The organism is Rhizobium sp. PP-F2F-G48 (assembly GCF_004342335.1).
GTDB lineage: Bacteria > Pseudomonadota > Alphaproteobacteria > Rhizobiales > Rhizobiaceae > Ferranicluibacter.
Map to the genome: position 1 here is coordinate 392,388 of NZ_SLVH01000003.1, position 23,522 is coordinate 415,909.

Here is a 23,522-nt window from a genome sequence, read left to right on the forward strand (position 1 = left end):
GCTCAGCCCTGGTTCGACTGGATGAGGATTTCGATGCGCCGGTTGGCGGCGGCGTTCGGATCCTCGGGAACCTGCAGGCGCCGGTCGGCAAAGCCGCTGATCTGGCTGACGCGGTCTTCCGCAAGGCCGCCATGGATCAGCATGTAATAGGCGCTCTGCGCCCGATCGGCCGACAGGCGCCAATTGTCGTAGCCGCCGGCCTTGAACGGACGTGCATCGGTATGACCGCGGATGGCAATGGCGCCGGACCGGGTCGAGAGCAGCTTGCCGATCTTCTCCATGGCAAGAACCGTCTCGCGCTCCGGAACGGCCGAGCCGAGGCCGAACATCGGGGTATTGCTCTGCTCGCTGATCGAGACCAGCAATCCACCTTCGGTCGGCGTCACCAGGAGGCCCTCGGCAAGCTTGCCGGCCGCCCCGCCGATTTCCTTCTCGATCGCTTCCTTCAGTTCGGATGCCGCCTTGGTCTCGGCGACCGACGGCGCGGGTTTCGGCGTTGCCGGGTCGTTGGCCGCGACCATCGCATCGCCCTTGGCTTCGCTCTTGCCGTCCCCGACATTGTCAGCCGTACCGTTGCCGGTCTTGTCGCCGGCCGCCGATCCGGTCTCGGCGACCTTCTTCAGCTCAACCTGCTTCGCCCAGAAATCGGGATCGAACGGGTCGCGATAGGCTTCGCCGCCGGAGGCGCCGGTGGCCGGACCCGATGTGGATGCACCGCCATCGCCCTTGGAGCTGATATTGGTTTCGCGCCCGACTTCGCTGGCGATTTCGGAGAGCACGGAATAGGGGTTTTCGAAAAAGTCGGCGTCGGAATATTTCGTTTCCTCGCCGGAGGTCGCGGATTCGTCCTCGCCGGATTTCGCCGATCCGCCGCTCTTCGGCTGGTTGCCATCGACCTTGGACCGCGCCTGCGTCTCTTCGCCCTGGGCGTCCTTGGCCGGCTCCTTCACACCCTTTTCCGAAGGCTCCTGCTGCGTCAGCTGGACCGGATTGAAATAGGAGGCGATGGCGGCCTTCGTCTTCGGATTGGAGGCATTGATCAGCCACATGACCAGGAAAAAGGCCATCATGGCGGTCATGAAGTCGGCATAGGCGATCTTCCACGCACCGCCATGGCTGCCGCCATGCGCGGCCGCATGTCGCTTGATGATGATGATTTCGTTCTTGCCGTGATGGCTGTTGCTCTCGCTCATGCTATCACTTTCCGTACGGTATCAGCCCAGGCCGACAGCCGGGTCATCAGGATCGAATCGCCGAATTCGGCGGAGAGGTCGATGTCATCGGTTTCCACATGGCGGAAGGTCACTTCCGTGTCCGAAAGACGCGTCTCGAGCGCCTGGAACATCCGGGCCGGGCCGCGCACGGTGATCTTCACGGCGTCGCCGTCGATGGAATGGCGGATGGCGGCCGCAAGCGACTCCACGGCCTTTTCGGTCAGCGTTTCCTGCAGGATCGGCGCGAGAACCTGGGCCGTCTGCTCGCAGATCATGCCGGCGAGCAGCGAACCGATCTCGCTGAAGCGCTGATGGATCATCGCGGCGGCCTGGTTCTCGAGGCGCTCGCGGATGTTTTCGCACTCGGCCTCGTGTTGTGCGCGCAAGGCGGCAATCTCGGCCTGGTGGCGGGCACGCATCTCCATTTCGGCATGTTCGCGGCCGCGCCCGTAGGCGCTCTGGCGTTCGGCCTCGATATCGATGACCGGCTCCGGCGGCGCCTTGACGACCGGGCGCGTGTCGCGCGAGACGGGTTCTTCGATGTCGGGAAAATAGGTTTTCGGCACGCGCGTCAGGTCCACCTTCGGCGCGCTGAAATCCTTGAGATATCGGGAGAGTGGCGCCGTCATCGTTGCATCTCCGGCATCGCCCGTCCCGCATCGTTGCGGACACAGGGTTTGCGGGCTGGGGACAACAGGCTTTCGGGGCCGAAACAACGGGTCATGGGCACGTCCGACCGTCTCCTTCTGGGCCCGTGCCGTGTCGGCAGAGCCCGGACATCTCGTTGAGCAGACAGGCGGAACGGAATCCGGAAGGCTGCAAGCGGCGGTACAAGGACAGGATGCACCGGCGGCCCTGCCCCGCACTGTGCGGGATCTTCGGTCCGGACGGCGCGCCTGGGTGGCGAGCACGGGCCGGAGACGGGGCTGCGAGAGGAGAGTAGCGGGTCAAACTTGTGCGAGGGTTGAAGGGTGTTGGACCGCGCTCGGGCAATAACGCGGTCCAACCGATCCACCGAAGCCGATGACCGCGGCTCCGGCGAATGACGGCCTAGCCCCCCGACGATGGCGGAGGCGAGGCCTTGTCCGGGCTTACTGCTGGAAGAGGCGCAGGATGTTTTCGGAGTTGGTGTTGGCGATGGAGAGCGACTGCACGCCGAGCTGCTGCTGCGTCTGCAGAGCCTTCAGGCGGGTCGATTCCTCGTTCATGTCGGCATCGACCAGACGGCCGACGCCCTTGTCGATCACGTCGATCAGGTTGGCGACGAAGCCTTCCTGCAGGTCGATGCGCTTGGTGATGGCGCCGAGCGTGGAGGCTGCATCCGTCAGGCCGGACAGGATCTCGTTAACGGCGGACAGCATGCCGGCAATCTGCTGCGGCGTCGTCGCCTGCGACAATTCGATCACCGCCCCGGCGGCACTCGTGCCGCCCAGCGCGTTGATCAAGTGGTATTCGGTCGGAACGGTGCCGCCTGTGCCGTCGGGCTGATCGACCGTGATGTCCTTGGTCAGCTGACCGCGGGTCGGGTCCTGAAGATCGATCATGATCGAGGTGGACGTGTCGTAATCCAGCGTCGTCACCGAAACGGAACCGTCCGACGAACGGTTGAAGGAGCCGACGATCGACTTGATGCCGACAGCGGTCGAGCCCGCATTGTAGAGCCAGTTTTCACCGGAGAAGGAGGCCGACTGTGCGGCGGCGGCGAGCTGGTTCTTCAGCTCGGAGAGTTCCTTGTTGATCTTGGACTTGTCGACGCCCGGCTCGCTGGCCGCAACGAGCTTGGACTGGATCTCGGTGATGACGTCGATCGAGGAGCTCATGGCGGAATAGGACGTGTCCACCTTGGCGGCACCCAGACCAAGCGCGTCCTGGACCGTGGAGAGCGCCATGTTGTCGGAGCGCATGGTCGTTGCGATCGACCAGTAGGCCGCGTTGTCGGACGCCGTTTCGACACGGTAGCCGGAGGAAACGCGCGCCTGGGTCTCTTCCATGGCAGTACTGATCGTGCGGAGCGTCTGCAGCGCAGCCATAGCTGCGGCATTGGTCATGATGCTGGTCATTGGGGTTCACCCTTTTTTGGAAGATCGAAAGCATGCGGCCGATGGCCCGCGACGACGAAGGAGCGTCATGCAGCTGCCCGATTTACCCGATCGGCAGCGCTTCGTCTTAAGGATGATTTAATCGTGTTATGGTTAACAAAGATTTAAGCGCGACGCTTGGCCGTCAATCTTTATGAACAGATCTCAATCCATATTGCCAGCGCATTAATATGTTGAATACAAACAAAAAAAGACCGCCTCTTGCGAGACGGTCCTTTGTTCGGGGAGCATGAAACGCTGTCCCGCGTTCCTACTTCTCTTAACGGAAGAGCGACAGGATGTTTTCGGAGTTGGAGTTGGCGATCGAGAGCGACTGGACGCCGAGCTGCTGCTGCGTCTGCAGAGCCTTGAGGCGGGTCGATTCTTCGTTCATGTCGGCATCCACCAGACGGCCGATACCCTTTTCGAAGGACGAGCTGAGGTCTTTGACGAAGTCGGCCTGCATATCGATGCGCTTGTTGAGGGCACCGAGGTCTGCACCGGCGTCGGTCATGGTCTGCAGAACGCCATCGACGCCCGAAATAGCGGCTGACAGCAGAGCGGGTGTCAGGGCGGAGATATCAAGAGTCAGAACGCTCATGTTGGTCAGGCCAGCCAGATCGGTCGTCAGCTTTCCGGCGGTACCGCCTGCCGCAGGATTGCCCGAGGCATCGACTTCGATCAGCATGCTCTTCGACGTATCGAAATCCAGCGTTGTCAGGCTGACGGCGTTGGCGGAATCGCGGTTGAAGCCGCCGACGATGTTCTTTAAGGCACCAGCCGTACCCTGAACCCAGTTTTCGCCCGAGAAAGAAGCCGATTTGGCGATCGAGACCAACTGGTTCTGAAGTTCGTCGATTTCCTTCTGGACTTTGCCCTTGTCGACACCCGGCTCGCTGGCGGCAACGAGCTTTGCCTTGATTTCGTCAACGACGCTGATGGAAGAGTCCATGGCGGTGTAGGCGACGTCGGTCTTTGCAGCGCCGAGGCCGAGGGCGTCCTGGACCGTGCCGAGCGCCTTGTTGTCCGACTTCATGGTCGTTGCGATCGACCAGTAGGCGGCGTTATCGGCGGCAACGCCAACCTTGAGGCCCGAGGACACGCGGCCCTGGGTGGTTTCCATGTCAGCGCCGATCTGGCGCAGCGTGGAGAGTGCCGCCATTGCGGAAGAATTCGTCAGAATGCTCGTCATCGTGATCTGCCCCTCTTGAACAGGAAAAATGGAAGGGACATTCCGGCCTATACCGGGAGACAGCGGCCAGCTTCATGCCTGCTAACGTGTTAATTCTCTTGGTTAACCCGCTGTCTCGATAACCATAGAAAACACTATCAGAGTTAAAGAACAGCTAAGGCCAGAAAACATTTTCGATCAGACGAGAAAAGGCCGCGTCTCTTGCGAGACGCGGCCTTTGGTCGAGTTCGTTCGTGTCGGGCTGAGCCCGCCGCAATTAACGGAAGAGCGACAGAATGTTCTGCGAGTCCGAGTTGGCGATCGAAAGCGCCTGGATGCCGAGCTGCTGCTGCGTCTGCAGAGCCTTGAGGCGGGTCGATTCCTCGTTCATGTCGGCGTCCACCAGACGGCCGATGCCCTTCGAAAACGAAGCCGTCAGATCGCTGACGAAATCGGTCTGGAGCGTGATCCGTTTGTTGAGTGCACCCAGATCAGCGCCGGCATCCGTCATGCTCTGCAGGACGGCGTCAACGCCGGAGAGGGCCGTGGCAAGATCGACATTGGACAGGCTTGTGATATCAAGGTTCAGAACCGTCTTGCCGGTCATGTTTGCGCCGGTAAGGTCGGTCGTTAGCTTTCCGCCCGTAACCGCGGCACCCGTGCCGTCGACCGCGATCAGAAGGCTCTTGTTCGTGTCGAAATCCAGAGTCGTCAGGCTGACGGCATTGCTGGAGTCACGGTTGAAGCCGCCGACAACGTTCTTGACTGCGCCGCCTGCGGCGCCCTGAACCCAGTTCTCGCCGGAGAAAGATGCCGACTTTGCAATCGACTTAAGCTGGTTCTGAAGTTCCGTGATGTCCTTCTGCACCTTACCCTTATCGACGCCTGGCTCGCTGGCGGCAACCAGCTTGGCCTTGATTTCATCGACGACCTTGATGGAGGCATCGACCGCCGTGTAGGCGACGTCGGTCTTTGCAGCGCCGAGGCCGAGGGCGTCCTGAACCGTGGCCAGAGCCTTGTTGTCCGACTTCATGGTCGTGGAGATCGACCAGTAGGCGGCGTTGTCGGAAGCCGAACCGACCTTGAGGCCGGAGGAGATGCGCGACTGGGTGGTCTCCATTTCGTTGCTGATGGTGCGCAGCGTGGAGAGTGCCGCCATTGCGGAAACGTTGGTATTGATGCTTGACATTTAGACTGTCCCTCTAAGGTACACAAAACAAAAAACTTAGGGACATACCGGACTAACTTACCGGTGATAACGGTTCGGCATCATGCCACTCGGTGCCTGCTATTCCTCAGGAGAACCAAACCCGTCATGTAAGCGTAATATCGCATTCAAAGCTTGCGATTTGCTTAAATCGACCTTTGGCGCAGGGCAGCTCCGTCCGCGGCGGATTCCCATCTCGCCGCAGAATATTCGTTTTATAACAATGACTTAGAAAACGGATTAAGACTAAATATACCGTGCCGAACAGTACTTGGTTAACCACGCCCGCAAGGTCAGTTGAACGAGCGCACCAAACTGCCGACGAGCAGGTTCCAGCCGTCGATCAGCACGAAGAAGAGAATCTTGAACGGCAGCGAGATGGAGGTCGGCGGCAGCATCATCATGCCCATCGCCATCGTGATGGTCGCCACGATCAGGTCGATGACGAGGAAGGGCAGCATGATCAGGAAGCCGATCTCGAATCCGCGCCGGATCTCGGAGATCATGAAGGCGGGGATGACGGCACGCAGGTCGACGCGACCATCCACGACGACGGTCTGGTTCTTCTCCTGGGCGATCTCGACGAAGAGCTGGAGATCCCGGTCGCGCGTGTTGGCGAGCATGAACTCGCGGAAGGGCTCGCTGATGCGCGTGAGCGCCTCGGTCTCGGTGATCTGGTTCTGGATGAGCGGATCGACGCCCTCCCGCCACGCCCGGTCGAATGTGGGTGCCATGACGTAGAAGGTCATGAACAGCGCGAGGCTGACCATGATCATGTTCGAGGGGGTGGTGGCGAGACCCATGCCTGTGCGCAGGATCGCAAAGGCGATGACGAAGCGTGGGAAGCTCGTGACCATGATGAGGATGCCGGGCGCGACCGACAGGATCGTCAGAAGCCCGAACGTGCGAATGATCCACGAGGCCGCGGAGCCGTCGATCGGCTGGTTGAAGATCTGCGAGGGGAAGCCCTGCGCCCCTGCGATCCCCGTCATGGCGACCATGGCGGCTATGAATGCGACCAGACGAATCATTGGACCACGAATGTTCTGAAGATCACATTCGTTACGCGCCCTTCGGAGCGCAGGTCAACCCGTTCCTGAATATCGTCCTTCAGATACTGGAAGCCGCGGGGGCCCTGGATCTGCTGCAGCGAGACGGTCCGCAGGTAGGTTGCGATATCCTCGTGGATCTGCTGGGCCATGGCGACGTCCGGCGCGCCCTTGAAAAGAAGCGCCAGCTCCAGCCGGATCCAGTTCTCCGTGGGATAGGACAGGTTGGTGGTGATCGGGTCGAGCTGCAGGACGCCGTTGGCTTCGGTCGAGGCCTTCGGCAGGCCGTCCTTGTCTTCCTTACTGGCCTCGCCGTGCCCGCCGCCCGGAGGCGCGGCCTCGTTGGCGGCTTCTGCGGCTTCCCGCGTCCTGATGGTCGCCTTGGCTTCCTCAAGCACGCGGGCCTCGTCGGAGGTCAGCGGCTCCGGCGCCAGCATGCTGCCGAGGAACCAGCCGCCGCCGGCACCGAGCACGGAGACGATGGCGACCGCCGCGATGGTCATGACCATGCCGCTTTTCTTTTTCGGCGGTGTGCCGTTTTCGATCTCGTCCATCTCGCCTCGCTCAAGCCTTCCAGATGTCCGTTCCGTTCCGTCCGCCGGCACCTGCCGGTCGAAGCGCGATCAGAGCGGCGATATGATGTCCATGACCTGCTGACCCCAGGGCGGCTGCTGCACTTCGGTCAGGCGGCCACGGCCGCCATAGGAGATGCGGGCCTCGGCGATCTTGTCGTAGGAGATCATGTTCTTCGCATCGACGTCCTGCGGCCGCACGATACCCGCGACATTGAGGATCCGGAGCTCGTGATTGACGCGAACCTCCTGCGAGCCGCTGATCAAGAGGTTGCCGTTTTCCAGCACGCCCGTGACCACGGCGGCGACGAGAAGGACGAGCTTTTCGGATCGCTCCGTCGTCCCCTCCCCCTTCGTCGAGGTGTTGGAGCCGTAATCGAGATTGCCCTTCCAGGCGAAATCGCTCGTCTGGGAATTGCCGGCCGCGCCGAGATTGTAGCCGCTGTCGTTGGTCCGCTTGCGGTCGGTCTTGTTGTCGAAGCTCGCCTTGTCGTCGATGCGGATATCGACGGTGATGATGTCGCCGATCTTCATGGCGCGGGCGTCCTTGAAGAGCGCCGACTGCTGGTCGCTCCACAGCGAGTAGCCGCTGGCCACCTGATGCGGCTCCTTGGGATACATCGCGAGCTGCGGCGTCTGCGTGTATTGCAGGCCGCTGCCGATGGGGCTCATGGCGGGGGCGCGGCCGACATCGTGCAGGGACGACTGGCAACCGGTCAGAAGACTTGCGGCCAGGGCGGCCGAAAGGCGAATTTTCATGACGGTTCCTTCGATGTGTTCGGATCGGCGGCACTGGAGATGATGTTGGTCAGGACGGCCGCCTTCTCGTCGCTCATCTCGCTGAGGATGAGGCTGGACTGGCGGGGCGGCAGCTTCATGATGACCGCGGCAGCGATTTCGGCGCGCACCAGCGACAGCTTGCTCGCCGCCGCATCCGGCTTCATGGTCTTGTAGATGTCGACGAGGTTGAGCTCGGCCTGCTTCAGGAATTCGTCGCGGCGCTTGCGCCAGTCCTCGTATTCCGCGCGCCGCTTTTCCAGAAGGGCGATGCGCTCGTCGACGCCGGCCTGCAGCTGCTCGATCTGCTGCTTCTGCAGCAGATAACGCTGGTCGCGGGCGGCATCTGCAATGTTGGTGCAGAACTGCTGGATCTCGCCGCCCTCGGGGGCGCCCGTGCCGGACGGGGATGCGACCTCCTGGGCGAATGCACCCGGGATCGTCAGGACAAGGCTCGTCGCGGCGCCGATGAGCAGCTGGCGCAGGCGCGCGGATGACATGTGGTTCGCGATCATTGCAGAACGAGCTCCGCCTGGAGGGCACCGGCCGATTTGATGCCTTGAAGAATGGAAATGATGCCGTCCGGCTTCACGCCGATCGAATTCAGGCCCGAGACGAGCGTGCGCAGATTGGACCCGTTGAGGATCGCGACCTTGCCGCCTGCCTGGCTGGCATCGATCTGCGTGTTCGGCTCGATGGCGGTCTCGCCACGAGAGAAGGGTTCGGGCTGGACGACCGTCGGCGTCTCCGTGACCTGCACCGTCAGCGTGCCGAAGCTGACCGCGACCGGCGAGATCTGCACATCCTGCCCGATGACGATCGTGCCGGTGCGCTCGTTGACGACGACACGGGCGGGGACGTCCGTTTCGATGACGAGGTTTTCGATATCGGCCATCAGGCGCGCGAGATCGGCCATCTTCGGCTTGTCGATGATGACGGTCTGGCTGTCGCGGGCCTCGGCGATCTGGCCGCCGAACTGCTCGCGCCCATAGCGGTTGATGGCCGCGGCCATGCCGACGGAAGTGGAAAAGTCGGGGTTGCGAAGCTGCAGGACGAGATTGATCGCATCCTTGAACTTTGCCGGAAGCTCGCGCTCGATGATCGCGCCGTTCGGCACGCGGCCGGCCGTCGTGATGCCCTGCTGCAGGGTTGCGGCATCCCCCTGGGCACTGAAGCCGGTCACGACGACGGAGCCCTGGGCCACCGCATAGATCTGTCCGTCCGCGCCCGAGAGCGAGGTCATGACCAGCGTGCCGCCGCGCAGCGACGTGCTGTCGCCGAGCGACCCGACGGTGACGTCGATGCGGCTGCCGGGACTGGCGAAGGGGGGAAGGTTGGCGGTGACGAGCACGGCCGCAATATTCTTCGACCGCGACTCGCCGCCCTGCGTGGAGATGCCGAGGTTCTGCAGCATGGCGCGCAGCGACTGCTCGGTGAAGGGCGAGGAGCGCAGGCTGTCGCCCGTTCCCTGCAGGCCGACGACGAGGCCGTAGCCGATCAACTGGTTGTCGCGACCCGACTGCAGCGAGGCCACATCCTTGATGCGGGCTGCCGCGGATGCGGTTTCGACGCCGAGGGTCAGGTTAAGCGGCAGGCTGAGAGCGAGCGCCGCAACCACTGCAATGAGGCGCCGTGCCATGGAAACGATCATTTTGCCACCACGTGAACTGTTCCGTCTGCCATGACGGTGCCCGATACGATCATGCCGGAATCGGTGTTGCGAATGCGAATGAGGTCGCCGACGGCGGCATTGTCGAGCGGCGAGCCGCCGGCGCTGATCGTCAGCGAGCCGTTCGAATAGACGATCCGCACGGCCTTGCCGCGTTCCACGGCATAGGGTTCGCGCAGTCCGGCGACGAAGATGACGCGGCCGGCGAGAAGCGTCCGGTTCGTGATCTTGCCGACGACTTCCTCAAGCCCGGAGGCGTAATCGCCGGACAGGTCCGGATTGGTCACGGCGACCACCTGCAGGTGGCCTTCCTCGATGGTCTGGCCGGGATAGATGGTTTCCGTGGGGATGACGGCCGTCTTCGACGCGGGCTGTGCCCCGTCCCGGACACCCGTCTGGCTGCCGGCCTGGCCGTTGGCGCCGGTGATCGTCATCGTCGAAAGGGCGGCAGCGCACAGCATCGTGGCCATCAGGCGCCGGAGTGCGGGCTGCACGATGCGCGCCGCCGACCCCACCGTTCTCAACCTGTTCATCGGGCGAAACATCATGTCTGCCGCTCCTTCCGTGTCTTCCGGGCTCTGGCCGCTTATCTCAGGTTCTTGCTGACGGTGGAGGCCATCTCGTCGGCGGCCTGGATGATCTTGGAGTTCATCTCATAGGCACGCTGCGCTGAGATGAGGTCGGTGATTTCCTTGACCGGATCGACGTTCGACGCCTCGAGATATTTCTGCTTGATGGAGGCGTAGCCCGGATCCGCCGGCGTGCCGACGACCGGAGGGCCGGATGCAGGGCTTTCCTTGAAGAGGTTGTCGCCCTGGGGATCGAGACCCGTTTCGTTGATGAAGTTCGCGATCGTCAGCTGGCCGACCTGGGCGGGGATGGAGGCGCCGTTCAGACGGGCCATGATCTGGCCGGACCCGGAAATGGTGATATCGGTCGAGCCTTGCGGAATGGTGACGCCGGGAGAGACGGTATATCCGTCGATGGTGACGAGCTGTCCCGTCTCGTTGGTGTTGAAGGCGCCAGCCCGGGTATAGGCCATCTCACCGTCGGGCATTTCGATCTGAAACCAGCCCTTGCCCATCAGCATCACGTCGAGGTCGTTGCCCGTCTGAACGGGGCTGCCCTGAATGTGCAGGTTGCGCACGGCGGACGTCTGGACACCGAGACCGACCTTGGCGCCTTCGGGCACGATCGCCTGGTTGGAGCGGTTGGCGACGCCGGCCGCGCGCTCGGTCTGGTAGAGAAGGTCGGAGAACTCGGCGCGTGCCCGCTTGTAGCCCGTCGTGTTGATGTTCGCGATATTGTTCGCGATCACTTCGAGGTTCAGCTGCTGGGCGTTCATGCCGGTGGCGGCAATGGAGAGAGCCTTCATGGTACTATTCCTTTAGATCCGCGCCTCAGATCGGTGTACGGGCAATTTCGAGATAGGCCGTGACGATCTTGTCGCGGATGGCGATGGCGGTCTGGAGCGACTGTTCGGCGCTCATGACGGCATCGATGACGTCTCGGGTGTTGGCCTTGCCGCTGATCCCCTGGATGGACGAGGTTTCCGCGGAGCGCAGCGAATTGGTCATCTCCGATGCCATGCCGCTGAAGACGTCCGAGAAGCTCTGCCCGGCCGGCGCTGCGCCGCCCAGAGCCTGGGAGGCGATGGAGGCCGCGGAGCCCGTGGCGTTGGTGGTGCTTTCGGTGGCGGTGGAGAGTGCCGCACCGATGGTCTTGATTGCGTCGATCATTATTGCGAGGCCCTCAGGAGGTCGATTGTCTGGGAAATGAGGTCGCGGGCCTGCTTGGTGGTCTGCAGGTTGGCCTCGTAGGAACGGTTGGCTTCGCGCATGTCGGCCATTTCGATCAGCACGTTGACATTGGGCAGCTTGACCATGCCCTTGGAGTCGGCGGCCGGATTGCCCGGATCGAACTCGACGGTGAAGTCGGACTGATCGACGCCCAGTTTCTGGACCTCGACGCTCGACGCGCCGCTGACGCGGTCCACCTCGGCGGAGAAGCTGACCGTCTTGCGACGGTAGGGGTCGGCACCGGCGGTATCGCCGGTCGAACGGGCGTTGGCGATGTTTTCGGACACGATGCGCAGGCGCGTGGACTCGGCTTCGAGACCGGAGGCTGCGACTTTGAGAGCGGAGACGAGAGGATCCATGACCATTACTTCCTGACGACCATCAGCATCATGCGATGGAAGGACTTCACCAGACCGGTGTTGAGTTCGTAATCCCGCTTCACCTCGCCGGACTTCATGAGCTCTTTCTCGATCTCGACGCTGTTGCCCGACTGCTGGACTTCGCCATCCTCGACCAGCGACGTCTCCGTGACCTGGTTGCTCAAGGGGCCGCTGGTGAAATGCGCGGGATTGGTGGCCGCCAGCTGGAAGCCGGTTTCCTTCATGACGCTATCGAACGGCTTGATGTCCTTCGATGCGTAGTGCGGCGTATTGGCGTTGGCGATGTTGCCTGCGACGACATTCTGGCGGACGGCGAGCCATTGTGCTTGCCTCGATGCCAGTTCGAACAGCTGAATAGGTTGCATCATGCGACTCCATGCTTGTTGATGGAGACACTAGGCGCGTAAACTTGCGTGGGACTGGCGCAGATTTGCAGGCTTTCGGCGCGTGAAAAACGCGCGAAAATCGGCCTTCGACCAAGATGTGGGCGGGCCGTCATGGCGGGGAGCGGGAGCTAAACTCAAGGCTGGCCTCCGGGGCGTGTCGGACCCGGCGTCACGAGAACGCGAAGGGTGCCGCGGCCATCCCTGGAGATGGCGAGCCCGCGCAAGCATCATGCAAGCGGAAGAAAGGGACAGGCGGAACGTGTCATTCCGCCTTGAAGACGTCTCCCTTTGACGTGATCATCACCCAGTTGCCGTCACGCTCTTCGAGCGTGGCGAGCCGACTGTTGTCCGGCAGGGGCGAGCCAACCCGGACGATATACATGCCGCTGACGTCCTCGATCAGGGCGCGACCGCCGGCGACGTGGATGAGCTTGAAGGTGCTCGATCCCGGGAAAGGCTGGTCGAGCATCGGCGCGTCGGCTTCGCCCGGTTTCGACGGCGGTGCGGGGACGGTTGCCGTGGTGAGCCGGTCGACGGCAGCCTGGGTTTCCGCCGTCAGCGAACCTGCCGGCTCCAACGGGGAGGCCTGGGGAGCGGAGGCCATGCCCGGCGTGCCGATCTTTTGCGGCAGATCGCGGGTGGCACCGGTCCAAAGGGCGGGAAGCGCGAATTTCTCCTGGTGCAGGAAGGCGTACCACGGAAAGAACATGGCGAGACCCGCAAGGGCGATGCCCGTGCCGGCCAAAGCCTTGTCGATGACGGGCATGCGATCGGCGAGCTTGCGCTGCCGGACGATTTCGTCTGCGTCCGTGTCGTTCATAGCGGCCCCTCTCCTTGTCAGCGACGCGCCTGCTGCGCGCCCGCTCCGGCCTTCAGCGCATTGGCGAGGTCGGTGAAGGCGTCGAAGGCAGGGCGTTCGCCCGGTGTCTGTTTCAGGATGTCGTAGATGACCGGCACCTGCTTGATGGCCATGTCGAGATCGGGATCCGAGCCTGGACGATAGCCGCCGATGAGGCGCAGATCGCGGGTCTCCTCGAAACGATGGATCAGCGACTTCAGCCGCGATACCAGCATTTCCTGATCCGGCGTCCAGGCCTTGCGCGCGAGACGCGAGACGGAGGACAGCGGGTTGATCGGGGGATAACGCCCCTCTTCCGCAAGGCTGCGGTCCATGACGATATGGCCGTCGAGAATGCCGCGCGTCGAGTCCGCGATCGGGTCGTTGTGATTGTCGCCATCGACGAGGATCGAGATGATGGCGGTGATCGTGCCCGTTCCCTCGGGACCGGGGCCGGCGCGTTCCAGAAGGCGCGGCAGCTCCGTAAAGACGGACGCGGGATAGCCGCGCGCGATCGGCGGCTCGCCGGATGCGGTCGCGACTTCGCGGATGGCGTGCGCGAAGCGGGTCACGCTGTCGATGATGAGGAGGACGTTGTCGCCCTGGTCGCGGAAATGCTCGGCAATGGTGATGGCCGTCAGCGGCGCCATCTTGCGCAGCATCGGGCTCTCGTCGCTGGTCGCGACCACGGCGACCGACTTCTTCAGGTTGTCGCCGAGGGTGTCCTCGATGAATTCGCGCACTTCGCGACCGCGTTCGCCCACAAGCGCGATGACCACCCGGTCGAAGGCGTCGGCGCGCGCGAGCATGGACAGCAGCGTCGATTTGCCGACGCCGGAGCCGGCGAAGACGCCGAGACGCTGGCCAAGGCAGAGCGGCGAGAAGATATCGACCGCGCGGACGCCGGTGCGAAAGCCGTGCTCGACGCGCTGGCGCGTCATGGAAGGCGGCGCGGAGGTGGAGATCGCCCGGCGGACGTCGCCCTGCATCATAGGCCCGCGACCGTCGATCGGCTCGCCGAGCGAATTGATGGTGCGGCCGCACCAGCTGGCGGTGGGCGCGACGCGGAAGGCGCCCTTGCGGATGACCGTGTCGTGAATGCCGATCGGCTCGCCCGGCTCGATCGGGCAGACGACGACGGTTTCGGGCTCGACCTTGACGACCTCGCCGAGATGGATGCCGGTCGCGCTCTTGTGGGCGACGAACTCGCCGAGGCGAACATGGCGGGACAGGCCGCTGACCGTGTAGTGGCCGGGCGAGATGGTCTGGACATGCCCGCCGGGCGCCACGGCATGCTCGGGCCGGGAATACCGATCGACGAGACCGGCGAGCGCCGACAGCGCGGTCGAGGCCTGCCGGACATCCAGCGGCTGATCGTTGATGACCGTCACTTGCTGCCACCGAGCGTCTTGATCGCCTCATCCAGCGAGGTCTCGCTGTCGCGCAGCAGGGAGGCGATGCTCTCGAAGGCGCGCGAGACGGTGATCAGCTGCGACATTTCCTGAACGGGATTGACGTTGGATTCCTCGACATATCCCTGCATCACGCCGACATCCATGCGGTCGACGACCGGCTCCGAGGCGGCATTGGGAAGAATGGCGGAATTGTCGTAGCGGCTGAAGCCATTGGCGAAATTGGCCTCATAGAGGCCGAGCGCGGCGACCTGGTTGCCGTTCTGGCGAATGGCGCCGTCATTGGCGATGGAGATCTCGCCGGCATTGGCGTTCAGCTGGATGGGCGCGCCGCCGGCATCGAGAACCGGATAGCCGCGCAGGGTGACGAGATCGCCGGTCTCCGTCAGCGAGAAGCGTCCGTCCCGCGTCAAAGCGGGACCGGCGGGCGTCTCGATGGACAGCCAGGCATCGCCCTTGATGGCGACGTCGAGCGTGTTGCCCGTGTGGGAGAGGCCACCCGACTTGGTGTTCAGAAACTCCGCACCCTCGCCGACGAAGGCGACCTTGTTCGGCTTGGTGTCGCCGAGCACCGTGTTGAACTTCACTTCCGTGGCGCGAAAGCCGACGGTGGTGGAATTGGCGACATTGTCGGCCAGGGTGTTCATGCGCTTTTCGAGCGCAATCTGCGAGGAAACGCCGACGTACAGACCGGTTTGCATGCTCATCGACCTCCGAGCTTCAGGGTGTTGATGGACAGGAGCAGGTCGGACGAGATGCCGAAGCCGCTCTGCGTGCCGAACAGCGCGAGGGGGTCGTAGCTGCTCGTGGCATTGTCCAGCTCCCAGAGCGCGGTAAAGCGCTCCATCAGCTTCGACAGCTTCTGCGGATCCTTCAGATCCTTGAGGTCGATCGCCTTGGAAACGGCATCGGCCTGCTTGTCGATGTCGGCCGCCGCGAAAGCCTCGGGCACCTGCATGAGCGTGCGAACGACCTGCCCCATGGCCTCGTCGGCCAGGAGCCCGTAGGCATTGCTGACGCCGGGCGCCATGCGTTCGAAATAGAGCGCGAGGCGAACGCCGGCATTGTCCTCGCCCGCATCCTGCTCCAGCGTCTGGCGCGCATATTTGTCCGTCACGCCCTTGCGAGCCTTGTCGGACGCGGTGGCGGCAGCGCCGTCCGCGGCGAAGTTGAGCGACTTGACGAGCTCCGTGTAGCGGCTGTCGGACAGCTTGTTGGCGAACGCGTCGTCGCTGGCCACGCCTTCGGTCAGCACCTTGCGCATGAAGGCCTTGGCGTAACCCATGTCCTCCAGCCCGTGCGCCTTCAGCGCGTAGTCATAGAGACGGCTGTCGGCAAAGAAGTCGTCAATCGATTTCACATTGCCGATATGGGCGAGATAATACTCGGTTTCCCGGGCGACGTCGGGCTTCTCCGTGACGCGCTTCAGCGACGTCGTGAGGTCCGCGGTGATCTGCCTGTAGCTGGTGAAGGTGGTGGTCAAGGCATGTCCTCGATGGCGAAGCGCATGGCTCGGGCCCGGCTCCTGTTCGCTCGACAAGCTGGACCTTACGGCTTGCGCGAACCTGATGGGGCGACCTGCACTTTTCCATCGTGCTTTCGCCCGCGCTTTCGCCGGGGTTGCAGCCAGCCTCACGCAAGCAACGAACCCTAGGGATGGACACCACAATCCACCACTGCGGCAGGTAGAGACATGAACATCATCATCGGGCTCGTCATGACAATGGGCTGTATTCTCGGCGGCTTCATTGCGATGGGCGGGCACATGGCCGTTCTCAACCAGCCTTTCGAGCTTGTCATCATCGGCGGCGCGGGTATCGGCGGCTTCATCATGGGCAACTCCATGAAGACCGTGAAGGACGCCGGAAAGGCGCTCGTCGAGGCCTTCAAGCACAAGGTGCCCAAGCAGCGGGAATATCTCGATACGCTCGGCGTTCTCTACAGCCTGATGCGCGACCTGCGCACCAAGTCGCGCAACGAGATCGAAAGCCATATCGACAATCCCGACGAATCCGCGATCTTCCAGCAGGCCCCGACCGTCCTGAAGAACAAGGACCTGACGGCCTTCATCTGCGACTATGTCCGCCTCATCATCATCGGCAATGCCCGCAGCCACGAGATCGAGGCGCTGATGGACGAGGAGATCAACACGATCACCCACGACAAGATGCACTCCTACAACTCGCTGGCGACGATGGGCGACGCCTTCCCCGCCATCGGCATCGTCGCGGCCGTTCTCGGGGTCATCAAGGCCATGGGCGCCATCACGGAAAGCCCGGAAGTTCTCGGCGGCAAGATCGCAGCCGCGCTCGTCGGCACCATGCTCGGCATCTTCCTGTCCTACTGCATCGTCAGCCCGCTGATCGCCAACGTGAAGCATGTGCGCGAAAAGCAGAACCGCCTCTACATCATCGTCAAGCAGACGCTGCTCGCCTACATGAACGGCTCCGTGCCGCAGGTGGCGCTCGAATACGGCCGCAAGACGATCTCCTCCTACGAGCGTCCGTCGATCGACGCCGTGGAGCAGGAAATGATGAACCCGGGCGGTGGCGGCGAGAGCAAGGCGGCCTGATCCATGACCAGCGAAAACATCTACTCCTTCGATCGCAGACTGCTGGCGCGCATGACGGGTGCGCTGGGCGACGACAAGACGATCGGCAAGATCTGCGCCGATCTCGGCCAGGTGTTCGGCGAGTTCCTGCCCGACCTGCTGCAGAGCGAAACCGGGCTCGACCTGACCATCGGCTATGCCGGCTTCGACACCGGCCTGAAGAGCGAGCTGATCCGCAAGCTTGGCGACGGGGTCGCGCTGTCGGATTGTCTGCTGCGCAACTGGTGCAACGATTTCACCATCAGCTGCGACAGCCCGGCGATCATCGCCATGATGGAAATGCTGCTGGGGTCTCCGGCCGAATCGATCGAGGAACCGCGTCCGCGCAATCTGTCGGGCATCGAGCTCGATGTCGCGGCCATCGTGTTCGAAAAGGTGGCGGGGGTTCTGAAGTCCGCCGTGAACGCGGCAGGCGGCTTCGAGCCGAATGTCGGCAAGGCCTATAATGCCGAGAACCGGCCGGCGGCCGACAAGGAGGCCGAGGACGTCTTTGCCGCCTGCGTCAACATTTCGCTCGGCGTCGGACCCGTGCTCTCGACCTTCTCGATCCTCGTGCCGCAGCAGACGCTGCTGAAGACGACGATCGTGTTTCCCAAGGGCATCGGACAGGCCCGCCGCCAGAAGTCGGCCTGGGCCGAACAGGTCGAACAGCAGGTTCGCCGCTCCATGGTCGAGCTGCAGGCGCATATCCGGCTCGAGGAGCTGACGCTTGCCGCGATTACAAAGCTGAAGCCGGGCGACGTCATTCCCTTCCACGACCCCAAGGATGTGCGCGTCGACGTGAAGGCGAACGGCCGCGATCTCTATGTTTGTGAATTCGGACGCTCCGGCACACGCTACACCGTGCGGGTCAAGGACACCTACGGGTCCGAAGACGAGCTGCTCGAGCATCTCACGCGCTAATCCGCCGCTCCCCCGGCCCGCGACAGGCTTGGGGCAAGTTTCAACTGGAATACTCTCGACATGGCACCCAGAAAAGCACCCATTACAGAAGACATGAGCGCGGGAGCGGGCGATGCTGAGCTCGACCAGGCGATCGATGACCTGCGCGGCGTTCTGAAGACGGATGCCGAGGGCGGACTTCCCGATACCGGCTTCGACATGGATTTCGGCGCGGCCCCTGCGGCAGAACCCGATTTCATGAGCGACTTCGGCGCGGTCTCGCAGGACGAAGATCCTTTCGCGGGCACCTTCTCCGAGCCGACGGCCTTTGCCGATACGGCTTTCGGCGGCGGTGAAGATGCGTTCGAGGACAGCTTTGCGACGCCCTCGGCCACCGCCGGCGCGACGATGCATGGCAATCTCGACCTGATCATGGACATCCCGATCGACGTCCAGATCGTGCTCGGCTCCAGCCGCATGCAGGTTTCCGGCCTGATGGGTCTGACGGAAGGCGCGACCATCGCGCTCGACCGCAAGATCGGCGAGCCGGTCGAGATCATGGTCAACGGCCGGGTGATCGGCCGTGGCGAGATCACGGTCCTGGAAGAAGACGACACCCGGTTCGGCGTCAGGCTGATCGAGGTGAACAGCGGAAAGAAGGCCTGAGGGCCGCGAGAACGTGTGAAAGGCGGTCATGACGGCCGGCTTTCAGATCCTGCAAGGGCGACTGCACGCCGTCCGGACCATCAGGGCCCGGAGACCACGGCAGCCGAGTGAGAGCGTTTCGACGTCGCGACTGAGCGCGACGCCGTCAAGGAAGGATCCATGATGGATTACGATGATTTCGAAGCATCGGCGCTGACGCGCCCCCTGACCCAGATGGACAAGGCTGCCGCCGTGCTCCTGAGCATGGGCAAGCCGATTGCCGGGAAACTGTTGAAGTTCTTCACGCAGAGCGAGCTGCAGGGCATCATCGCCTCCGCGCAGACGCTGCGGTCCATTCCGCCGCACGAGCTGGAAATCCTCGTCAACGAGTTCGAAGACCTGTTCACCGAAGGTGCGGGCCTGATGGACAATGCCAAGGCCATCGAGGCCATTCTGGAAGAAGGCCTGACGCCCGACGAGGTCGACGGCCTGCTCGGTCGCCGCACCGCGTTCCAGTCCTACGAGACCAGCATCTGGGACAGGCTGCAGGATGCCGATCCGACCTTCGTCTCGCAGCATCTTTCGCGCGAACACCCCCAGACCATCGCCTATATCCTCTCCATGATGCCCTCGACCTTCGGCGCCAAGGTTCTGCTGCAGCTGCCGGAAAGCGGACGCGCCGACATCATCAACCGAACCGTCAACATGAAGAACGTGGCGCCGAAGGCTGCCGCGATCATCGAGACGCGGGTCGTGGAACTGCTGCGCGAGATGGATGCCGACCGCAACTCCGCCGGTTCGGTCAAGATCGCCGAAGTCATGAACGAGATGGAGAAGAACGACGTCGACACGCTGCTCGCCTCGCTCGAATCGATCAGCACCGAATCGGTCAAGAAAGTCCGGCCGAAGATCTTCCTCTTCGACGACATCCTCCTCATGCCGCAGAGGAGCCGCGTCGCGCTCTTCAACGACATCTCGGGCGACATCATCACGATGGCGCTGCGTGGATCGAGCATGGAACTGCGCGAATGCGTGCTCGCCTCGATCGGCGCCCGCCAGCGCCGCATGATCGAGTCGGATCTGGGCTCCGGCGATGCCGGCATCAATCCGCGCGACATCGCCGTTGCCCGCCGCTCCGTCACGCAGGAAGCCATCCGGCTCGCCGCCAGCGGCCAGATCGAACTGAAGCCGAAGGAATCGGTCGCCGCTTAAGGCTGTCGAGCCTTTCAGTACCAAGACATCGGAAGTCCGCCTGCGACCTGCGTCGCGGCGGGCTTTTCGCGTTCAACGGGGCTGAACCCATACCCGGCCGGCCCGGACGAGGCCCTTGCCAGATGCGGCCCGTCGGCCCACAACATGGCGAACAGCGCCCGCCGGCCCGGGATGATCCGACCCGGCAGGCGCGACGTCGTGAAGGGCCGTTTCCATGTCGGACGATCAGGATAAAGACAGCAAAACCGAATCGCCGTCCGAGAAAAAGCTCAGCGATGCCGTGGAGAAGGGCAACGTTCCCTTCTCCCGCGAAGTCACGATGTTCGCTTCCACGCTCGCCATCTACATCTATGTGGTCTTCTTTCTGCCGGATGGATTTCGGAGCATGGCCGAAGCGCTGAAGGATGTTTTCGAGCAACCGGATGCCTGGCGAATCACGACGTCGAACGATGCGTCGGCGCTGATCTCGAAACTCCTCTGGGCGTCGGGCTCCCTGGTCGTGCCGATCTTCGTGCTGATGATCGCGTTCGGCGTGGGCTCGTCGATCCTGCAGAACCTTCCGAGCCCCGTGCTCGACCGGATCGCGCCGAAGCTCAACCGGATCTCGCCGATTGCCGGCGTCTCCCGGATTTACAGCGTTCCCGGCCTCGTCGAGTTCGCAAAGTCCTTCTTCAAGATCGCCGTCATCTCCGGCATCGTCGCGCTCACCCTGTCGGACGACTTCTACGCGACGCTCGATGCCATGTTCTCCGATCCGTTCACGATCTTCGAGATCATCGGCCGCGACTTCAACAAGATCATGAACGTCGTCCTGTTCTCCACGGCCGTCATCGCCATTGCCGACTTCTTCTGGACGCGGCACCACTGGTACAGCGAGCTGCGCATGACCAAGCAGGAAGTGAAGGAGGAAATGAAGCAGACGCAGGGCGACCCCATCGTCAAGGCACGCTTACGCTCCATCGCCCGCGACCGTGCGCGGCGCCGGATGATTTCGTCGGTTCCGCGCGCAACGCTTGTCATCGCGAACCCCACCCACTTTGCCGTGGCGCTGCGCTATGTGCGGGAAGAAGGCGACGCCCCGGTCGTGGTGGCCAAGGGGCAGGACCTCGTTGCGCTGCGCATTCGCGCCCTTGCGGAGGAAAACAACATACCGGTCTTCGAGGACCCGCCCCTCGCTCGCTCAATGTTTGCGCAAGTCTCGGTGGATAGTGTCATTCCACCGGTGTTTTACAAGGCGGTCGCCGAACTCATCCACCGGGTCTACGCAACGAAATCGAACCCGACACGGATGAACTGATTGCGATGAAAAAATGCGAATATTCCGAACAGCGCGAAAAGATCGTTGCGGATGCCATCCGTCCGGTCGCAACCGAACTCCGTCTCATCGATGCCGCGGACTTCATCGCGCTGCTGCGCTATGAATCGCATGGCAGCCTGGCCGACCTCGTGTCGTCGGCGGCCGAGCTCTATTTCGTTCCGGGTACGGTGAATTTCGGCATTGGCGGCAACTACATGCTCGACTGGAACCGCAGCCCGGAAATCGTGCTCGACCTGGAGCTGAAGCCCGACGGCGTGACCGTCTATGCGCAGCTTGCCCTGCGGGACGATTCCGCGGCGATCGAGATCAACCATATCGCCTTCAAGAAGCCGTCGGTCGATCCGGACGAGAACACGGCGTTTCTCGCCCGCAGCTTGAATGCGGCCAAATTCATGAAAACCTTCCCAACGGCACTCGCCAATTAAAAAGGCTTTTCAGCTGATATAGCCAAGGCGGATCGCCTTGGCGATCGCCTGGATCCGGTTGACGGAGTCGAGCTTGGCGGTGGCCGCGCCCAGATAGGCGTTCACGGTGTGCACCGAGAGACCCATCTTTTCGGCAATCTCTTCGCTGATATAACCATCGCCCGCCATCTGCAGGCAACCGATCTCGCGTTCGCTGAGCGCTTCGGCGGGCTGCAGCCGTCGCTCGTCGGCGGCAAACAGGTCCGTCATCAGGTGGCAGCTTCGGCCGTGGAGATCGAGAATGATCTCGCTTGTCAGGTCGAGCGACGGCGCCATGAAGGCGACATAGCCGTTTCCCTGCGCACCGAGGCGGACGGGGAAGGCGATCCCCGCATAGGACAGCGTCCGCGGCTTCATGCGGAGAACGAAGCGATCGAAATCGATCGTCTCTGCCGTCTGCCGGTTGTCCGCGCCGTTCCAGAGGAGCGGCAGGAGCGACGTGTCGAGATGCTGCTTCATCTCGTCGCCATAGGTCGAGACCACGTCCTGCGTCATCTCTTCCGCTGCCGTTCCCCAGTTGTCGAGGACGCAGGTCAGTTTGCGCGAAGCGGGCAGACCGTTTCCGTTCATTCGGAAGACGGCGAAGTTTCGAGCCTCGATATCCTTTTGCATCACCTGCAGGCGGGCAACGAGCAGGGCCGTGCGCGAGGCCCGTGTCTGGCGGCCGTTGCGGCTCTCATCGCCGCTCCGTCCTCCTGGAATATAGATGACCATCCGCGTTCCTATACCAGGTTGTTTCGAACCGCGCAGGCAATCGCTTCCGAGCGCGTCTTGGTCGCCGTCTTACGCATGACACTGGTGATGTAGTTGTTGATGGTATTGCGCGAGATGCCGAGAATAAGGGCGATCTCCTCGCTCGTCTTGCCTTCCGCGATCCAGGAGAGGCATTCGAGTTCGCGTTCCGTCAGGTCGAAATCGCGCTCCGAGCGCAGCGAGACGTCCCGCGCGAGGCTGGCGAAATAGCCCGTGAGGAGGCCGACGTCGCGCAGGCCTTCCCGCGACAGGATCAGGTCCTGCGGAAAGAGCAGCATCAGCGACAGGCGAAGCCGGCCGATGGAGAAGGTGATGGCGCAATATTCGCGGCTGATGCCGCGACCGAGGACGACCTCTTCGGGAAGGCGCATGAAGACAGGGTGCAGCAGCGAGAGGCACTTTTCCTGCTCGTTGGTCTTGGCGTGGAGGCCCTGCATGACCTGGCCCAGCCGCTTGACCACATCGAAGGGCCAATCCGAGACCATGACGAAGTCGAGGCCGCTGTCCTGCGACAGGTCGTAGCGCGCCAGCAGATAGTGGCTGGCACCGACATAATCCGTCAGCGCCGCAAGCGCCTTGTTGAGCTGACCGCGCGCAGCGTAATCTCCGAGCTTCTCCAGAAGCTGGCGCTTGGCTGCGGGATGGCCGACCGGACTGATCGGAACCGATTGGCCTGCGTGAACTGCTGGGCCTGCGTGAACTGCCGGGCTCGAACCCGCCAGCGCTGCTCGCATCGAGGCGACCGGCATCGGTCGTCCCGCAATCTCCGTGTGAAGAGCTTCCATGACATTTTCCCCGTGACGGATCCGGTCATGCAACCTGTGCACGCGCGCCGCCAAGGGCAGCAACACGGCCGGGGATCCGCTTTCCCCGACGAGCACACATCACCATGCGAATCACTATCAAAACTATACAGGCCCGAACTCAAAAAACTACTGCCGGCTTATCGGGATTTACTTTTTGTTAATAACCTGAAGTGATTCGGCCGAAAGACATTACAAATCTGTCGTTCACCGTGAACAAACGGGAACCGTCCTCTTAAATAATTGATATTCATCCATTTTTCTGGAAACCATATTGGCCGT

The 23,522-nt window shown here is 62.6% G+C and carries 26 protein-coding genes and 1 pseudogene; 6 read left to right on the top strand and 21 right to left on the bottom strand.

What is annotated here, in order from left to right; genetic code table 11:
* Positions 1 to 2: 2 nt before the first annotated feature.
* From C8J36_RS09755 to C8J36_RS09845, 19 genes and pseudogenes are all read right to left on the bottom strand, one after another.
* Positions 3 to 1,193, bottom strand: a complete 1,191-nt coding sequence (locus C8J36_RS09755) for a flagellar motor protein MotB (protein ID WP_132534430.1) — start codon at positions 1,191 to 1,193, stop codon at positions 3 to 5.
* A complete protein-coding gene (locus tag C8J36_RS09760; RefSeq protein ID WP_132534432.1) occupies positions 1,190 to 1,843 on the bottom strand; it encodes a hypothetical protein in 654 nt (217 codons plus the stop codon). Before C8J36_RS09760 ends, C8J36_RS09755 begins: the two co-directional genes overlap by 4 nt.
* A gap of 462 nt (positions 1,844 to 2,305) precedes the next feature.
* Positions 2,306 to 3,274: a flagellin gene (locus tag C8J36_RS09765; protein WP_132534434.1), complete on the bottom strand. Its 969-nt coding sequence runs from the start codon at positions 3,272 to 3,274 to the stop codon at positions 2,306 to 2,308.
* 298 nt (positions 3,275 to 3,572) lie between these two features.
* The gene (locus tag C8J36_RS09770) at positions 3,573 to 4,484 is read right to left on the bottom strand and encodes a flagellin (protein ID WP_062595093.1); all 912 of its coding nucleotides are present in this window, start codon (positions 4,482 to 4,484) and stop codon (positions 3,573 to 3,575) included.
* Positions 4,485 to 4,740: 256 nt separating this feature from the next.
* Positions 4,741 to 5,652, bottom strand: a complete 912-nt coding sequence (locus C8J36_RS09775) for a flagellin (RefSeq protein WP_062595094.1) — start codon at positions 5,650 to 5,652, stop codon at positions 4,741 to 4,743.
* A 311-nt stretch (positions 5,653 to 5,963) separates the two neighbouring features.
* Positions 5,964 to 6,701 (bottom strand): flagellar type III secretion system pore protein FliP, encoded by a 738-nt coding sequence (fliP, locus tag C8J36_RS09780; protein ID WP_062470289.1) that lies wholly within the window; start codon positions 6,699 to 6,701, stop codon positions 5,964 to 5,966.
* Positions 6,698 to 7,273 carry a flagellar basal body-associated FliL family protein gene (locus tag C8J36_RS09785; RefSeq protein WP_132534436.1) on the bottom strand — a complete coding sequence of 192 codons (576 nt, stop codon included), beginning with the start codon at positions 7,271 to 7,273 and terminating at the stop codon, positions 6,698 to 6,700. Before C8J36_RS09785 ends, fliP begins: the two co-directional genes overlap by 4 nt.
* A 69-nt stretch (positions 7,274 to 7,342) precedes the next feature.
* Positions 7,343 to 8,050 carry a flagellar basal body L-ring protein FlgH gene (gene flgH / locus C8J36_RS09790; protein WP_062595096.1) on the bottom strand — a complete coding sequence of 236 codons (708 nt, stop codon included), beginning with the start codon at positions 8,048 to 8,050 and terminating at the stop codon, positions 7,343 to 7,345.
* Positions 8,047 to 8,583 carry a MotE family protein gene (locus C8J36_RS09795; protein ID WP_132534438.1) on the bottom strand — a complete coding sequence of 179 codons (537 nt, stop codon included), beginning with the start codon at positions 8,581 to 8,583 and terminating at the stop codon, positions 8,047 to 8,049. Before C8J36_RS09795 ends, flgH begins: the two co-directional genes overlap by 4 nt.
* Positions 8,580 to 9,617 (bottom strand): annotated as a pseudogene (locus tag C8J36_RS09800) (flagellar basal body P-ring protein FlgI); the annotation flags it as partial. The gene C8J36_RS09795 and the pseudogene C8J36_RS09800, both read right to left, overlap by 4 nt.
* 98 nt (positions 9,618 to 9,715) lie before the next feature.
* The gene (gene flgA, locus C8J36_RS09805; protein WP_245506514.1) at positions 9,716 to 10,285 is read right to left on the bottom strand and encodes a flagellar basal body P-ring formation chaperone FlgA; all 570 of its coding nucleotides are present in this window, start codon (positions 10,283 to 10,285) and stop codon (positions 9,716 to 9,718) included.
* A gap of 38 nt (positions 10,286 to 10,323) precedes the next feature.
* The gene (gene flgG, locus C8J36_RS09810; protein WP_062595099.1) at positions 10,324 to 11,112 is read right to left on the bottom strand and encodes a flagellar basal-body rod protein FlgG; all 789 of its coding nucleotides are present in this window, start codon (positions 11,110 to 11,112) and stop codon (positions 10,324 to 10,326) included.
* 25 nt (positions 11,113 to 11,137) lie between these two features.
* A complete protein-coding gene (locus tag C8J36_RS09815) occupies positions 11,138 to 11,476 on the bottom strand; it encodes a flagellar hook-basal body complex protein FliE (RefSeq protein ID WP_132534442.1) in 339 nt (112 codons plus the stop codon).
* Positions 11,476 to 11,895 carry a flagellar basal body rod protein FlgC gene (gene flgC, locus C8J36_RS09820; RefSeq protein ID WP_062595557.1) on the bottom strand — a complete coding sequence of 140 codons (420 nt, stop codon included), beginning with the start codon at positions 11,893 to 11,895 and terminating at the stop codon, positions 11,476 to 11,478. Before flgC ends, C8J36_RS09815 begins: the two co-directional genes overlap by 1 nt.
* Positions 11,896 to 11,900: 5 nt before the next feature.
* Positions 11,901 to 12,281 (bottom strand): flagellar basal body rod protein FlgB, encoded by a 381-nt coding sequence (flgB, locus tag C8J36_RS09825; RefSeq protein WP_062595558.1) that lies wholly within the window; start codon positions 12,279 to 12,281, stop codon positions 11,901 to 11,903.
* Between the two features lie 283 nt (positions 12,282 to 12,564).
* The gene (locus C8J36_RS09830) at positions 12,565 to 13,122 is read right to left on the bottom strand and encodes a hypothetical protein (RefSeq protein WP_062595101.1); all 558 of its coding nucleotides are present in this window, start codon (positions 13,120 to 13,122) and stop codon (positions 12,565 to 12,567) included.
* Between the two features lie 17 nt (positions 13,123 to 13,139).
* Positions 13,140 to 14,522, bottom strand: a complete 1,383-nt coding sequence (fliI, locus tag C8J36_RS09835; RefSeq protein ID WP_132534950.1) for a flagellar protein export ATPase FliI — start codon at positions 14,520 to 14,522, stop codon at positions 13,140 to 13,142.
* 5 nt (positions 14,523 to 14,527) lie between these two features.
* Positions 14,528 to 15,253, bottom strand: coding sequence for a flagellar basal-body rod protein FlgF (gene flgF / locus C8J36_RS09840; RefSeq protein ID WP_062595102.1), 726 nt, complete (start codon positions 15,251 to 15,253; stop codon positions 14,528 to 14,530).
* Positions 15,254 to 15,255: 2 nt separating this feature from the next.
* Entirely contained in the window at positions 15,256 to 16,035 is a 780-nt protein-coding gene (locus C8J36_RS09845) for a DUF1217 domain-containing protein (RefSeq protein ID WP_132534444.1), read from the bottom strand.
* A gap of 210 nt (positions 16,036 to 16,245) precedes the next feature.
* Here C8J36_RS09845 and motA point away from each other — a divergent pair, with 210 nt between their 5' ends.
* From motA to C8J36_RS09875, 6 genes are all read left to right on the top strand, one after another.
* On the top strand, positions 16,246 to 17,124 hold the full coding sequence (gene motA, locus C8J36_RS09850; protein WP_062470323.1) for a flagellar motor stator protein MotA: 879 nt from the start codon (positions 16,246 to 16,248) through the stop codon (positions 17,122 to 17,124).
* Positions 17,125 to 17,127: 3 nt separating this feature from the next.
* Positions 17,128 to 18,066 (top strand): FliM/FliN family flagellar motor switch protein, encoded by a 939-nt coding sequence (locus C8J36_RS09855; RefSeq protein WP_062595104.1) that lies wholly within the window; start codon positions 17,128 to 17,130, stop codon positions 18,064 to 18,066.
* A gap of 60 nt (positions 18,067 to 18,126) precedes the next feature.
* Positions 18,127 to 18,711 (top strand): flagellar motor switch protein FliN, encoded by a 585-nt coding sequence (fliN, locus tag C8J36_RS09860; protein WP_132534446.1) that lies wholly within the window; start codon positions 18,127 to 18,129, stop codon positions 18,709 to 18,711.
* 159 nt (positions 18,712 to 18,870) lie between these two features.
* Positions 18,871 to 19,902, top strand: a complete 1,032-nt coding sequence (fliG, locus tag C8J36_RS09865; RefSeq protein WP_132534448.1) for a flagellar motor switch protein FliG — start codon at positions 18,871 to 18,873, stop codon at positions 19,900 to 19,902.
* A gap of 214 nt (positions 19,903 to 20,116) precedes the next feature.
* The gene (flhB, locus tag C8J36_RS09870; protein WP_062595107.1) at positions 20,117 to 21,199 is read left to right on the top strand and encodes a flagellar biosynthesis protein FlhB; all 1,083 of its coding nucleotides are present in this window, start codon (positions 20,117 to 20,119) and stop codon (positions 21,197 to 21,199) included.
* Between the two features lie 5 nt (positions 21,200 to 21,204).
* Entirely contained in the window at positions 21,205 to 21,645 is a 441-nt protein-coding gene (locus C8J36_RS09875; protein WP_132534450.1) for a hypothetical protein, read from the top strand.
* Positions 21,646 to 21,654: 9 nt separating this feature from the next.
* Here the strand turns inward: C8J36_RS09875 and C8J36_RS09880 are convergent, their stop codons facing one another.
* Together C8J36_RS09880 and C8J36_RS09885 are read right to left on the bottom strand one after the other, a co-directional pair.
* Positions 21,655 to 22,398: a helix-turn-helix transcriptional regulator gene (locus C8J36_RS09880; RefSeq protein WP_132534452.1), complete on the bottom strand. Its 744-nt coding sequence runs from the start codon at positions 22,396 to 22,398 to the stop codon at positions 21,655 to 21,657.
* A gap of 8 nt (positions 22,399 to 22,406) precedes the next feature.
* A complete protein-coding gene (locus C8J36_RS09885; RefSeq protein WP_245506515.1) occupies positions 22,407 to 23,222 on the bottom strand; it encodes a helix-turn-helix transcriptional regulator in 816 nt (271 codons plus the stop codon).
* Positions 23,223 to 23,522: the final 300 nt, after the last annotated feature.